The organism is Paenibacillus favisporus (assembly GCF_040545415.1).
Classification (GTDB): domain Bacteria; phylum Bacillota; class Bacilli; order Paenibacillales; family Paenibacillaceae; genus Paenibacillus_AQ; species Paenibacillus_AQ favisporus.
In genome coordinates this window covers 1,445,677-1,458,106 of the sequence record NZ_JBEPLV010000001.1, presented here as the reverse complement: position 1 = coordinate 1,458,106, position 12,430 = coordinate 1,445,677, and the positions used below count along the sequence as shown (strand labels likewise).

The 12,430-nt window shown below is 44.8% G+C and carries 12 protein-coding genes and 1 pseudogene; 4 read left to right on the top strand and 9 right to left on the bottom strand.

Annotation, left to right across the window (positions count from 1 at the left end):
• Positions 1-171 precede the first annotated feature (171 nt).
• The 6 genes and pseudogenes from ABID47_RS06815 to ABID47_RS06790 form a co-directional block, all read right to left on the bottom strand.
• Positions 172-1,269 (bottom strand): helix-turn-helix transcriptional regulator, encoded by a 1,098-nt coding sequence (locus ABID47_RS06815; protein ID WP_354495404.1) that lies wholly within the window; start codon positions 1,267-1,269, stop codon positions 172-174.
• A gap of 190 nt (positions 1,270-1,459) precedes the next feature.
• A complete protein-coding gene (locus tag ABID47_RS06810; RefSeq protein ID WP_354495403.1) occupies positions 1,460-1,693 on the bottom strand; it encodes a hypothetical protein in 234 nt (77 codons plus the stop codon).
• A 229-nt stretch (positions 1,694-1,922) separates the two neighbouring features.
• Complete coding sequence (locus ABID47_RS06805; protein ID WP_354495402.1) at positions 1,923-3,035, bottom strand: serine hydrolase domain-containing protein; 1,113 nt, start codon at positions 3,033-3,035, stop codon at positions 1,923-1,925.
• A gap of 55 nt (positions 3,036-3,090) precedes the next feature.
• Positions 3,091-3,205 (bottom strand): annotated as a pseudogene (locus ABID47_RS06800) (3-hydroxyacyl-ACP dehydratase FabZ); the annotation flags it as partial.
• 435 nt (positions 3,206-3,640) lie between these two features.
• Positions 3,641-4,468, bottom strand: a complete 828-nt coding sequence (locus tag ABID47_RS06795; RefSeq protein ID WP_354495401.1) for a class I SAM-dependent methyltransferase — start codon at positions 4,466-4,468, stop codon at positions 3,641-3,643.
• A gap of 110 nt (positions 4,469-4,578) precedes the next feature.
• Entirely contained in the window at positions 4,579-5,154 is a 576-nt protein-coding gene (locus ABID47_RS06790; RefSeq protein WP_354495400.1) for a histidine phosphatase family protein, read from the bottom strand.
• A 331-nt stretch (positions 5,155-5,485) separates the two neighbouring features.
• Between ABID47_RS06790 and ABID47_RS06785 the strand changes: the two genes are divergently transcribed.
• Positions 5,486-7,765 carry a penicillin-binding transpeptidase domain-containing protein gene (locus ABID47_RS06785; RefSeq protein ID WP_354495399.1) on the top strand — a complete coding sequence of 760 codons (2,280 nt, stop codon included), beginning with the start codon at positions 5,486-5,488 and terminating at the stop codon, positions 7,763-7,765.
• Between the two features lie 138 nt (positions 7,766-7,903).
• On the opposite strand, the gene ABID47_RS06780 is transcribed toward ABID47_RS06785, so the two are convergent.
• The 3 genes from ABID47_RS06780 to ABID47_RS06770 form a co-directional block, all read right to left on the bottom strand.
• Positions 7,904-8,383, bottom strand: a complete 480-nt coding sequence (locus ABID47_RS06780) for a GyrI-like domain-containing protein (protein ID WP_145133029.1) — start codon at positions 8,381-8,383, stop codon at positions 7,904-7,906.
• Positions 8,384-8,579: 196 nt separating this feature from the next.
• Positions 8,580-9,002, bottom strand: a complete 423-nt coding sequence (locus ABID47_RS06775) for a DoxX family protein (RefSeq protein WP_354495398.1) — start codon at positions 9,000-9,002, stop codon at positions 8,580-8,582.
• Between the two features lie 28 nt (positions 9,003-9,030).
• Entirely contained in the window at positions 9,031-9,510 is a 480-nt protein-coding gene (locus ABID47_RS06770) for a GyrI-like domain-containing protein (RefSeq protein WP_354495397.1), read from the bottom strand.
• Positions 9,511-9,798: 288 nt separating this feature from the next.
• On the opposite strand from ABID47_RS06770, the gene ABID47_RS06765 reads away from it, so the two are divergent.
• From ABID47_RS06765 to ABID47_RS06755, 3 genes are all read left to right on the top strand, one after another.
• Positions 9,799-10,380, top strand: a complete 582-nt coding sequence (locus ABID47_RS06765) for a DUF6241 domain-containing protein (RefSeq protein WP_354495396.1) — start codon at positions 9,799-9,801, stop codon at positions 10,378-10,380.
• A gap of 222 nt (positions 10,381-10,602) precedes the next feature.
• Complete coding sequence (locus ABID47_RS06760) at positions 10,603-11,418, top strand: alpha/beta fold hydrolase (RefSeq protein WP_354495395.1); 816 nt, start codon at positions 10,603-10,605, stop codon at positions 11,416-11,418.
• Between the two features lie 442 nt (positions 11,419-11,860).
• On the top strand, positions 11,861-12,412 hold the full coding sequence (locus ABID47_RS06755) for a DUF3221 domain-containing protein (RefSeq protein ID WP_354495394.1): 552 nt from the start codon (positions 11,861-11,863) through the stop codon (positions 12,410-12,412).
• Positions 12,413-12,430: the final 18 nt, after the last annotated feature.

The window sequence follows — 12,430 nt, the reverse complement described above, 5'->3', positions numbered from 1 at the left end:
TTGGCCGGATGCCGTCGTATTGCCCCCCCGTTAACTTAAGGTGGTTACCTAGGTGACCAACCAGCACCTTGCTGGTTCAATGATCCGAAAATCGATGAAAAACCGGATTTCAAGCGGTTACCTCTAGGGATCGCCGGCGGTCTCTGGATCACCAAGCTCCGATCTCCGCGGCTATTTTACTTTATTTAATAAGTTTGTTACCATTCTGCTCAATGTCCCTTGATCGATGAAAGGAGCAAGACTCGCCAGCAGATCCGGGCTAAGATGTTCAACTTCGACCCCAGCAATCAACTTTTCGAGATTTTCCCTGCCCAGAAAAGGGGCGAGGCTAATGATCCGGTTTGCATCGATGGTGCCGTCTACAACCCGATCTGCCAAACGACCTAATGTCTCTCTGCTAATGAAGGGTGCCAGTTCATTCACGACATTCCAGCTCACGCTGCCTTCTTCAGCTTCTAGTATCAACCGATCCACCTGCTCCCTACCCAGAAAAGGGGCGAGGCTTACGATCCGGTTCGCATCAATGGTGCCGTCTACAACCCGGTCTACCAAACGATTTAATGTCTCTTTGCTGATGAAAGGTGCCAGCTCTTGAACCAAATGCCAGCTCAAGCCACCCTCTTCGACATGTTGTACTAACCGATCTACTTGTTCTCTTCCAAGAAACGGAGCAATTTCAACAATACGATCCACTTCTAAAGAGCCGTCAATCGATTGATCTACCAGTCGGTTTAATGTGTCACTGCTAACGAATGGAGCAAGTCCGGTAATGGCGTCCCACAGAATTTCGCTTCCTTCTACTTGACGAACCAGTTCATCCAATGTATCTGTTCCGAGGAACGGTGCCAGACTCAAGATCACATCTAACTTAAGGACGCTGCTGTCTAATCGTTCAGTCACCTTATGCAAAGCGCTTGCTTTTACAAACGGCGCTACTTCTACAAGCTCTTCCAGTTCCACCTCACCGGCATTAACTCTCTCTGCAACTTGTTCCGGCTTGTTCTCTGCGAACTCCTCCACGATCGTTCCTAGGTGCAGGTGCTCCCGAACTTCTGTGTGATCTCCTGCATTTAAAATGTCATCTACTGTTTTGCCGAATAATCTAGCCAACTGCGGAAGCGTTCCGATATCCGGTAGCGAGTCGCCCCGTTCCCATTTCGATACCGCCTGATGGCTTACATTCAGTTGATCGGCAAGTTCCAATTGTGTCAGATCCCGGTCTTTGCGAAGCTTCGAAATATAAGCTCCAATTTTACGTAAGTCGAGCATCGTTTACCTACCTCCGATTAAACAAATGTACAGTGCGCCCTGTCGAAAACAGCATAACATTTCCAAAAACGTCATCCTATCAAGCGTTGGTTGAATCGGCACATCTGCTTTATTCAACTGCCGGTAGAATTGTCCGGATTGATTCTAAATTTAATGAATAAAATTACCTAATTAGATTACCTTCTATAAATTAAGGCTTATTTAAAGATATAAAAAATGATAATAAAAATAAAACAGCAGCGATAAGAAAAGCAATGTGCCTATTTTCTTCTTTTTCCTTCCAAAAGCGGATTGAAGTAAGACCATTCATAATTGCAACAACTAACATAGAGTATTTCCATAGCCCTGAGAACCAAAGAACAAGAACTATAATTAATAGCATAATCAAACTAATCCAATACCATTTGGGTTCGAATTCAAACATTAGGCTGAGCTCCTTGTTAATTATTTTGTATATAAATAATAATTAATACAAGCCCTACTTAATTTCAAAAGGTTGTCGAACATTTTCGCCGGCTGCCGTTTGTTTTGCCATATGTATTTCATTACTGAACTCCGTTGCTATATTTATTCTCATTTCTTTTTTTAGCTGGTAATTCATGGTTAAAGAACGATCAAATATTCAACTTTATTGACCGTACTTTTCAGCTATTTTAAAATATCGTGTCTAAAACTTTATAACAAATCTTTTGAGTTGGTGTCTTATCATGATTGGATACAACGACTACACCCATTCTGTCAGATGGAGCCATACTGACGTAGGCACTAACACCCGGAAATCCGCCTCCATGCTCAATAAAAGTACGGCTCCCCACCTCTCTTGTCCCCCAACCTAAAGCGTAGCCATTTTCACTATCAAACTTCCACACCGGCTCATACATGAGGTCGATCATAGACTGGGGCATGAAAGGATGCATACTCATATATGATGATAAATATCCACCTAAGTTATTTGCAGTTGAATATATGAACCCCATCGGGGCACCCAAAAGGTTTACTGGAAACGGAGACTCAAACACATCCATATTAGCATTTGGCTTGATAATGTTATGTAAAATGCTATCTGTTGCTGTGTAATATTGAGCACTATCTTCTTCTTGCTGCACCCGTTCAACATACAGTGTGGTCCTGTTCATCTTGAAACTCTTAAACAAGACATTCTCCATATAGTCATCCCAAATAAGTCCGCTAACCTTCTCAAATAGATCAGCTGCCACAATATAAGCGTCCGTGCAATAACTCCAGTGGGAGCCCGGCGGATAAGATAAAGCAACTGAATTGAAGTATTTAGTTACGTCCTCACGCTTATTGATACTTTGAAGGACAGCATTGGTAATCCCAAAATGTGCCTTCAGACTTTCAAAAACATTAAACTCGGATGCGTTGGGAGACATTAAATTACCAATCCCTAGATCGCCCGAGAATCCAGCGGTGTGTGATAACAATTGTTTGACTGTAATCGAGTCACTCATCAATTTATCAGTTGTTCGAAAATATGGAAGATACTTTACAAGGGGAGTGTCGAGTTCAAGAAGCCCTTTTTCCACAAGTTGCAATAATGCTGCTGCTGTAAAGCTCTTCGATATACTCTGAATACTAACAATGGTGTCCGTTGTAAAGTCTCTTTCATTCCTACCCAATCGGGATTTTCCAAACCCCTTGCCATATAAAACTTGATCATCTTTGACTACGACAACAGCTCCACCAACGGGGAAATCTTGCTTACAGATAACACGATCTAATTGGGTCTCCAAAGATGTCACCATTCATGAGTTCTCCTTAAAAAATATATAAACGACCAAGAGTTGATTTCACATTTCGGATACTCAACACTCCAGGCATCACGGGATAATCGGGGAAGTGACCAAGGAAATAAGGATCATTGAAAGTCACATTTTTAATTTCCCCCAATAATTTCTAAGATTATGTCGACCATAAGGAAAGGATATAAATTACATTGAAGTGATTCCTAAAGCCAAAAAAAGTAAAACTAAAAGTACAAATCCCCAAAGGATTTCAAGTATTGAAATTATAGAGAATAGCATCCGACTCCCGAGGCTAATCACACCGATTACGCCAAATATCATTCCAATTAATCCTGTACCAATCCAATAAACATCGCCCCATGGATACGAGAATTTATATAATTGGTCGGATAAGTAGATATCTGAGAAAATTAACTGATTCAGCAAAGTAACAATCACCGATACTGAAAATATTTTCGTAGTCCACTTTGTTATTGTCATAATTAACCTCGCCCTGTTATTAACTCTAATAAACCTTCCAGTTCCATTATACGCCCAATGGGCTAGATCTGACCCTTACGTTAATCGATACCCGTCAGCTAAATTGGAGCCCTTCTTACATCTTATCAATGCTGCTTTGTACCACATGCAGTAATAAAATTCATCATCACATATGCATCAGGTGAATTATTATTAATCGCATCAGAAGCCTGTTTCATTTGTTCAAATTCATCTGAATTTATCACACCATTTTTATAAAAATGTGCAAACCGATTTATATCCAATTGTCGTTTAAACCCATCTATACCATGTACATCGCTATGTTGAATTATTGAATCAATATCTATATCAATAAATCCACTCTTTAATAAGAGACGTGGTAGACTTCTGCCTATGAATCGATTTCCACCTTTCTGTGCAATATAATCCGAGATTTTCTTTAATATATTATGTAATGAAGGGATTTCCGGGTTTACCGTACCAAACACTCCATCGTCAATATCAATGATTACTAGTTTCCCACCAGGCTTTATTATTCGATAAATCTCTTGTGCCGCTTCAAGTGGATTGTTTAAGTGGAGAAAAATTAATCGTGCTACTACAAAGTCAAATGAATTATCGGGTAGATCCGTATGATAAACCGACGACTCCACAAATTTTATTCGTTCAGGTGGAACGTCACTTAGTAATTTTTTGGCTTGTTCGAGTAAAGTACTATCGATTTCGAGAGAGGTAATATGACTGTCGGGTAAGCTATTAAGTAATTGCTCAGTTATATATCCAGGTCCGCTGCCAACTTCCAATACACTCATACCATTTTGCAATCCGTACCATTTTAAGGCTCGTAACTCTTTCTGCCAACCCATCGTTGCTTGTACTTTCAACCGCTCGATTTCCTCTTGAAACCCTAAGACAGCACTTTGGATATTGTAGGTTGAACGCTGATCTTTCATGCTCTTCCCTCCCAATCTTTAAAAATCAAATCTGGCTCCGTCCGTTCATTTATCAAAACCAGTCATTTTGATCAGTTCCTAACAACCCCGTTAAATTATTCTCATAGTTACTAAAAGTGTTTGGTGCAGTTATACAATTGACATTCCCACTCGTTTTCTATACGCGTAAGAACAGTTAATGAAGCGTTATCTATATATGTTTTTTCGAACAGTTGCGGCAAAAGATGCTGCAATGTCAAACCAATCAATGCTCCATGACTTACAATTAAAATTTTCTTTCCAGCATGACCGATACTCACTTCTTCGAGAAATGATAGCCCACGCTTGGCAACCATTTTGAAATCTTCCATCTCAAGTTTTTGCTCACGCCACTTCACTCCCCACCGAGCAATACGTTCTTCCTCGGTGGTACCTTCAATTAGCCCGCAATTTATCTCTCTAATACGTTCATCAGTGAACACAGAGGCTGCTCCTAATAATTGCCGTATTATTTCAGCAGTTTGCCTAGCTCTGCTCAAATTACTGGAGAAAATCATGTCCCATGTTTCACTTTTGAGTCTATTAGCCAATGCCGTTGCTTGTTGTATTCCTGTTTCGTTTAGAGGTATATCTGATATACCTTGAGCCCTGCCAAGGTGATTCCACTCGGTAACCCCATGTCGAATGAGCCCTATTGTGGTTGCCATCCCTGCTCTGCCCTCCTTATTGAGCGCCATATTTTCCTTTAATCCTTACCCAAATATATCATATTATTGTGACTAACCTGCCCATTAGCTTCATGCCTGAAGCCAGTTTAACTTTGTATCTCCGTCCGTCTTTGTCGAAAGGCGTTTTCCAAGTATAGCCAATTAGGGATTTTTCTATTAAAATTGTCCTGGGGTGATATTATGGCGAAATTAAACCGTACTGAAAGCAACTTCATAAGCCAGAGCTACAAAGAACAAAAGGATATCCGTAAGAAACACGGAGAGAAATTTAACATTTACATTGAGGGTACAGAACTTGTGAGGGCTGAGTATGATTAAAAGAATAAAGCTTCGCGCGCTGCTCATAGGAGGATTTATTACCCTTCTTTTTGTTGTTCTGTTGATTCGGATATTTACGCTGCAGGTTGTCAAAGGACAAGACTGGCACGAGCGGGCGGTATTCCAGTGGACGAAAAAGGTCCCGATTCCGGCAACCCGCGGCATGATCACGGACCGGAACGGCGATGTTCTCGCATCCGATGTGCCAGCTTATACGGTCATCGTCAATCCCGCTGTCATCCACGAGAACGGGCTGGAGGACGAGATTGTCGAGGGACTGCACAGCATTTTGGGCAAGGATGAAAGCGAGCTTAAGGCACTTGTAACAGCCAAGGACGAAAAAGGCAAATACCATAAAAACCGTGAAGTCCGGAATGAAGGGTGGAAAATTAACGAAACGAAAAAGTCTCAGATCGCTGATTTCAACAAAAAGTTAATGGACCAGCTTGAGAAAGAAAAAAAAGGAATGGAGACCGGGCTGGGTTTGCTTAAGGAGCAGAAGCGGTATTATCCAAAGGGAACACTTGCTGCTCATATTTTGGGTTATACCGACCGGGACGGTGAGGCTGTAGCCGGACTTGAGGCAAGTCTGGATGATTACCTCAAAAGTACCCCCGGAGAAATGAAATACGAGAGCGACCGGCATGGAGACCAGCTTCCCCAAGCAAATATGGTGTACAAGCCGGCTGTTAATGGTAAAAATGTAAAGCTGACGATCGACGATACGATCCAGTATTATATCGAAGACGCGATGAAAGAAACGTATGAGCAGTACAAGCCAATCAGCATGACGGTCATTGCGGCCGATCCGAAGACAATGGAAATTCTCGGGATGGCGAATCTACCGACGTTCAACCCGAATACGTATTGGGATCCCGCGACGGATCAGAAGGACTTTTTCAACTATGCCGTGAAGGCTACATACGAGCCGGGTTCCACGTTCAAGATCGTGACGCTCGCCGGTGCGGTGCAGGAGAAGTTGTTTAACCCGAACGCCACTTACCAGTCCGGACAAATCTATGTCAAAGGGACTCATACGCCCCTTCATGACATTGTCCGCTCGGGATGGGGGCAGATCACGTACCTGGAAGGCGTGAAACGGTCCAGTAACGTTGCGTTTGTCAAGCTGGGATCGGAAATGCTCGGGAAAGACCGGCTGCTGAAATATATCAACGACTTCGGTTTCGGCCAGAAGACAGACATTGAGCTTCCCGGCGAAATTTCCAAGACGATCAACCTTCCGGGTCCGGTCGAAGTGGCAACTGCTTCTTACGGCCACGGCGTGTCCGTGACGCCGATTCAACAGCTGGCGGCGATCAGCGCGGTAGCAAACGGTGGAAAGCTTTTAAAACCTCATATTTTAAAAGAAATCACAGATCCGGATAATGGTAAAGTTATCAAATCTACCAAGACCGACGTCGTCCGGCAGGTTATTTCCCCGAAAGCCGCAAAGGAAACGAGCAGCTATCTGGAGCAGGTCGTGGCAGACCGGGCGATCGGTACCGGAAAATACGCATATATCGAAGGTTACCGTGTGGCCGGTAAAACAGGTACCGCGGTCAAATACGGTCCCGACAAAAAACCGGATTATTCGAAATCCGTCGTTTCCTTTATCGGTTTTGCACCGGTGAACGATCCGAAAATCGCCCTTATTGTCATTGTCGATCAGCCGAATGATCCGGATGTCGGTGGGGGCAAAGTGGCGGCTCCGATTTTCAAAAAAATCGTGTCCCAGGCCCTGCCGTACATGGGTGTGCCGAAGTCAAACACCAAAAAAACGTCCGATGGCAAAACGACGGTGGAACGTCCTGCGGCTCCGACGCTGACGAAGCTGGCGGTGAAGGACGCCAAACAAAAGCTGCTGAACGCCGGTGTCGATTTTGAGTCCATTGGCAAGGGGGCCTCGGTCATCCGGCAGTTCCCGGCAGCGGGGACGCCGATGAGTCCGGGTCAGCGCATCTATCTGCTCACGGAGGAGACCGATAAAATGACGGTGCCGGACCTAAAAGGCGAATCGCTGCGCGATGCGCTGGATATTTTGACCCTGCTGAAATGCTCGGTTACCGTCCAAGGGGAAGGATACGTCAGTGAGCAGCTCGTCACGGACAAGAATGGGAAGCGTTCCGTCCAGCTGACGCTGAAGCCGGTCAAGGATGACGAGACATCGCAGGATGCTTCATCCTCCTCCACGGAGGGTGGTTCCATTTCGGAAGATACGTCAGAGGACGATTTGGCCGACGGCAAGGCCGGTAAAGAAGCTGGCGATAACTGATAAGCGGCACAGAACAGATTACTCGACCTTTTAGTGCGATTATTTATAGAAGTGAAAAATAAATTAACCCCGCTTCTTTACATAGAAACGGGGTTTTTAGCGTATAAGAAAGCTCCTCATGCTTCTTGCTAATCTCGTTTACTTTTCGACAACCGGAATCCACATTTCCCCATATACAAAGCCGTCTCGCTGCCCCATCTCAACCGTTGCATTGGGTCCGCCAACATAAGCGTAATGTTCGGCTGCTGGCAGGACTTGACCAAAGGCAATCCCAGTAAGCGTATTACTCAACTCATCTGCCGACTTCCCTTCGCCTTTAACGACGAGGTATTGTCCCTTTGGGAATTGGATCACTCTGTGTTCTTCCGGGATCGACGAATCTGTCATGACGCCAGCATAATACATCATCTTGTGATTTACCGCTTCGTTTACCGCAAAAATATAGTCGTTCGCAGCAATAGCCTTTAACGTTTCAAGTCTTCCATCCTGTTCCACGGACCGCCAAAAGTTTTCCTTCTCCTTGTTCATGCCGGCATAATCCGTGTAATCGCTCTTCAGCTCCGTCCCAATACCAAGAACGCTAAAGCTGTCTTTTTCCTCAAAGGTATACGTTGCCATCATTCCAGCTCCTTTTTTTGAATGGATCAATTCATTGGTTTGATCACTTGATAGGCTTATCATAACCATAAATCATGTCAAAACATGATACTGTTTAGAGGGCAACCAATTGCCCTCCCCCGCAGCTCCCCTACCTAATTTTAGGCAAGGGCAGTCTATCGGATCACGAATGAGGTGGCGTCATGTCACGCCTTAATTAGAGTCTGCGGCTTTTTGGACGCAGTGCCCAGGAAGCTATGCCAAGCGCGGCATAGAAAAGCGGAAGAATTACATTGAACCCACCAACCCCGTAATCGTGAGCGAACACATGAGATAAGGTGGCGCCCGTCATTAGAAAAAAGATACCGCTGTAAGCCCATTCCTTAAGACGGGGGAAACCTGGCATGACGATCGCAAGGATTCCAAGCAATTTCCAAGTCCCGAGAATGTAAGTAATATATAACGGGTAACCAATATGAGTCACTAAATCAACATTGCCACCCAATCGCATCAATTGCCCGATCCCGCTTAATGCAATAGAGAATGCGAGAATGATGGTGACAGTCCAATAAGCGGCCGTCTTTCCGATCCGACGGGATTCAACCTTCGTTATTTTTTCATTACTGGTCATCGTATTCATTTTCATTCCTCCTAAGGTTTTGTTTTATTTACTTCTTCACAACCGGGATCCACATTTCCCCATATACAAGGTTGTCACGGTGGCCCATCTCGACCGTTGCATTGGGCCCGCCGACATAGGCGAAGTTTTCGGCTTCGGGTAAAATTTGACCAAAGGCAATGCCGGTAAGCGTACGACTTAAATCATCTGCCGTCTTCCCTTCGCCTTTAATGACGAGGTATGGTCCTTTAGGGAATTGGATCACTCTGTGTTCTTCCGATAACGATGCTTCTGTCATGACGCCGACATAATACATTCTCTTACCGTTTACCAGTTCGTTTACGGCGAAGATGTAGTCGTTCGCAGCGACAGTCTTTAATGCGTCAAGCCTTCCATCCTGCTCCACGGTTCGCGAGAAGTTTTCCTTCTCCTTGTTCATGCCCGCATAGTCCGTGTACTCGCTCTTCAGTTCCGTTCCAATCCCTACAACGATAAAGCTGTCTTTCTCCTCAATAGTAAATGCTGCCATCATCCCAGCTCCTTTTTTTGATTTGATCAATTCATTTGTTTTTCTTGATGGGTTAATCATAACGATGAATCATGTCAAAATGTGATACTGTTTAGAGAGCCCGATACGACACCCACAATTCTGACCTGCTTGACCCAACAAATCTGCCTTCTTACAGCGCTCTCCATTGGCATTAAGAGCTACATCATCAGGTTCTTTTCTAAGTTCCCAGACTATTGACGGAATATAGTCCGAAATCTATAGTGTATTTAATGACGAAGTACACAAACTTAACGGGAGAATCTCTAAATGTCCACTAAAAAGAGATGGGTTATCACGGTTGTTGTCGTGGCAGCCATTGCCGTCGTTGTTGGAACTGGCCTTTTTGTCAAACACTTCATAGATGCTTTAGTGACTGACCCGGAGGATCGTAAACAAGCCGAGAATCTAACTCCTGCACCGGCTCCGAAGCCTGGGCAAACCCGAACCGACCTTGGGAACCTTCGCACGGATGACAACGACCAAGTTGATCTGGTGCTGAAAGACGCTTTAAAACCCGAGATCGTTGTTGCGGAGAGTGACGTCGTCAATATCATGCACCATATGACCCATCAAAAGGTAAAGGCCAAGGAAAAGTGGGTCTCAATCGAAATGACGCCGGAACGGGTGCAGCTGCTGGAACAGATCATTCAAGTCAAGGGGACGAGTTGGATTAATTACGCAAGGATGCTCGATATCGCGAAGAAATGGGAGGCCGGCGACTTTTCTACCGTCGATGAGGATCACAACTTTTTTTGGATGATCGAAAATGGGTCGATTGGGAAAGCGAAAGGCGTTCTTACGGAGAAAGAGGAACAGGAATTCATCAAGAATACGTTTCATAAAGAATAAGAAGCCCTCAGCGGCTTCTTTTTTTGCCCATAAAAAAGGCCGTCTCCTGCGAGGCAGCCCCTTACTCGCTATTGATCTATCCAGTCATGAGTTGAACGAAAAGGACCGTCACACACTCCAGCCGTCTTTCGGGACGCGGATACGCCACAACAGGGCATTCACGTTTGGGCGCTGGGCGCGTATCCTATCAGGAAAGGATTTTGATTTACGGAGGCATTGACAGTGGGATACTATGTGACAGTTGAGCCGGGGGTACAACTCTATGTGGAGGACATCAACCCGGCAGGAAGCAAAACAATTGTGTTTCTTCATGGTTGGCCGCTCAATCATGACCAGTTCGAATATCAGTTCAACGTGCTGCCAGGTATGGGTTACCGCTGCATCGGCATCGACTGGCGTGGCTTCGGCAAGTCGGACCGACCCTACGGTGGATATCATTTAGAACGGCTTGCGGACGATATTCGGGCCGTCGTTGATGCGCTGCAATTGAAAGACTTCGTGCTCGCCGGGCATTCGACCGGTGGGGCGATCGCGATCAAATACGTCGTGCGTTACAATGGCGGCGGCGTATCCAAACTCGTACTGATCGACGCGGCGGCGCCGCGCGGCTTCACCAAAGAGACAGCAGCGCAGCTGCTGAAGCAGTCGTTGAACGACCGGGCTAACATGATGCTCGGCGTGACCGACATTTTTTTCTTCCGGTACATCAGCAAGCCATTCGCGGACTGGTTTATTCAGATGGGCATGCAGGCTGCCGGGTGGTCGACGGCCGCGATCATCGTCATGCTGCGGGACTTTGATTTAACTGCCGACCTGTCACACATCCAGGTTCCAACACTGATCGTGCATGGCATTCACGACCAGGTCATTCCATTCAGCCAGGCGGAGGAGATGCAGCGGTTAATCCCTCATTCGCAGCTCGTGCCGTTCATGTACAGCGGCCACGGCTCATTCTACGACGAACGCGACAAGTTTAATGAGGTCATACAGGAGTTCGTCGGGAATGCACGGCAGGCTCCGCTGCGGGTACCGCAATAGCAATAAGTAGGGCAAATGGAAAAAACGACAGCCTTTATGCCGGCTGTCGTTTTTTCGCGTTTAATTTTGAACTATCGTTTCCGTTAGTTCAAACATGTCTTCACTCTTGGTTAGATTGAGGTTGATATAGCCTGATATCGCTTCTGTGCCAGCACCATAATAATAGCTTGACGGTTTTCATTGGTCAGCACTCCCAGTAGCAGGATGGACTCTTTGAATTGTTGTAGAACTTGCTCGGGTCGCCCGGCTCATACGACGATCTATCCTTTCCGTTCATTCGTTTTATCGTCGGCTTTACAGACAGTTTACGTTGTAGGATATCATATACTTTAGATAACGTTGGGAAAGCCTAGCCTTATTCTATTTCAGTTTCAAGAGGCAGAAAGGATATTGCAACTAATTCTGGAAAATAAACGGTGAATAGACTAAAGGAGTGATTCGAATGAAACTGAGGTTCATTCTACTAATATTTGTGATGCTATTTACTTTGACAGGCTGTTTCAATAAACCCGCAGTCCCTCCTAAGGAAACAGTTAAAAAAGGGAATGACCCATCTGAAAATATTGAATGGTATGTAATAAAAAGAGAACCGCAAAGAGTTCTTGTGGTCAATCCTATACCAGAAGATTTGGGTTCAAGTGGGAATCGAGAATTTTACGATGCTGTATGGGTTTCGAATTTCCCTGATGATGCACAAGTTGGTCAAAAAGTTAAGATTCTCTTTAAAGGAGAAATGGCAACATCTTATCCTGGTCTGTCGGGAGCTAAGAAGGTAACTGTATTACCGAGCATAAAACCAGACAAGGCTAAATTGTCTGAAGAGCAGGTTATACGTGAAGCTATCGATAGCAAGGAAGCCGCAGAAATCAAAATATTTGTTCCAACAGATATAAAGTTCGATGATAAATCACATCTATGGACAGTCCGATTCAAAGATGGAGCTTTAACAGATACACAAAAAGAAGAAAAAAGTCATCAAATACCAGATAAATAAAAAGCCAGGTCAAATGAC

Bases quoted from the DNA above. Each gene is read 5' to 3' on its own strand.
- ABID47_RS06815 (WP_354495404.1), bottom strand. From the start codon at position 1,269: ATGCTCGACTTACGTAAAATTGGAGCTTATATTTCGAAGCTTCGCAAA.
- ABID47_RS06810 (WP_354495403.1), bottom strand. From the start codon at position 1,693: ATGTTTGAATTCGAACCCAAATGGTATTGGATTAGTTTGATTATGCTA.
- ABID47_RS06805 (WP_354495402.1), bottom strand. From the start codon at position 3,035: ATGGTGACATCTTTGGAGACCCAATTAGATCGTGTTATCTGTAAGCAA.
- ABID47_RS06795 (WP_354495401.1), bottom strand. From the start codon at position 4,468: ATGAAAGATCAGCGTTCAACCTACAATATCCAAAGTGCTGTCTTAGGG.
- ABID47_RS06790 (WP_354495400.1), bottom strand. From the start codon at position 5,154: ATGGCAACCACAATAGGGCTCATTCGACATGGGGTTACCGAGTGGAAT.
- ABID47_RS06785 (WP_354495399.1), top strand. From the start codon at position 5,486: ATGATTAAAAGAATAAAGCTTCGCGCGCTGCTCATAGGAGGATTTATT.
- ABID47_RS06780 (WP_145133029.1), bottom strand. From the start codon at position 8,383: ATGGCAACGTATACCTTTGAGGAAAAAGACAGCTTTAGCGTTCTTGGT.
- ABID47_RS06775 (WP_354495398.1), bottom strand. From the start codon at position 9,002: ATGAATACGATGACCAGTAATGAAAAAATAACGAAGGTTGAATCCCGT.
- ABID47_RS06770 (WP_354495397.1), bottom strand. From the start codon at position 9,510: ATGGCAGCATTTACTATTGAGGAGAAAGACAGCTTTATCGTTGTAGGG.
- ABID47_RS06765 (WP_354495396.1), top strand. From the start codon at position 9,799: ATGTCCACTAAAAAGAGATGGGTTATCACGGTTGTTGTCGTGGCAGCC.
- ABID47_RS06755 (WP_354495394.1), top strand. From the start codon at position 11,861: ATGAAACTGAGGTTCATTCTACTAATATTTGTGATGCTATTTACTTTG.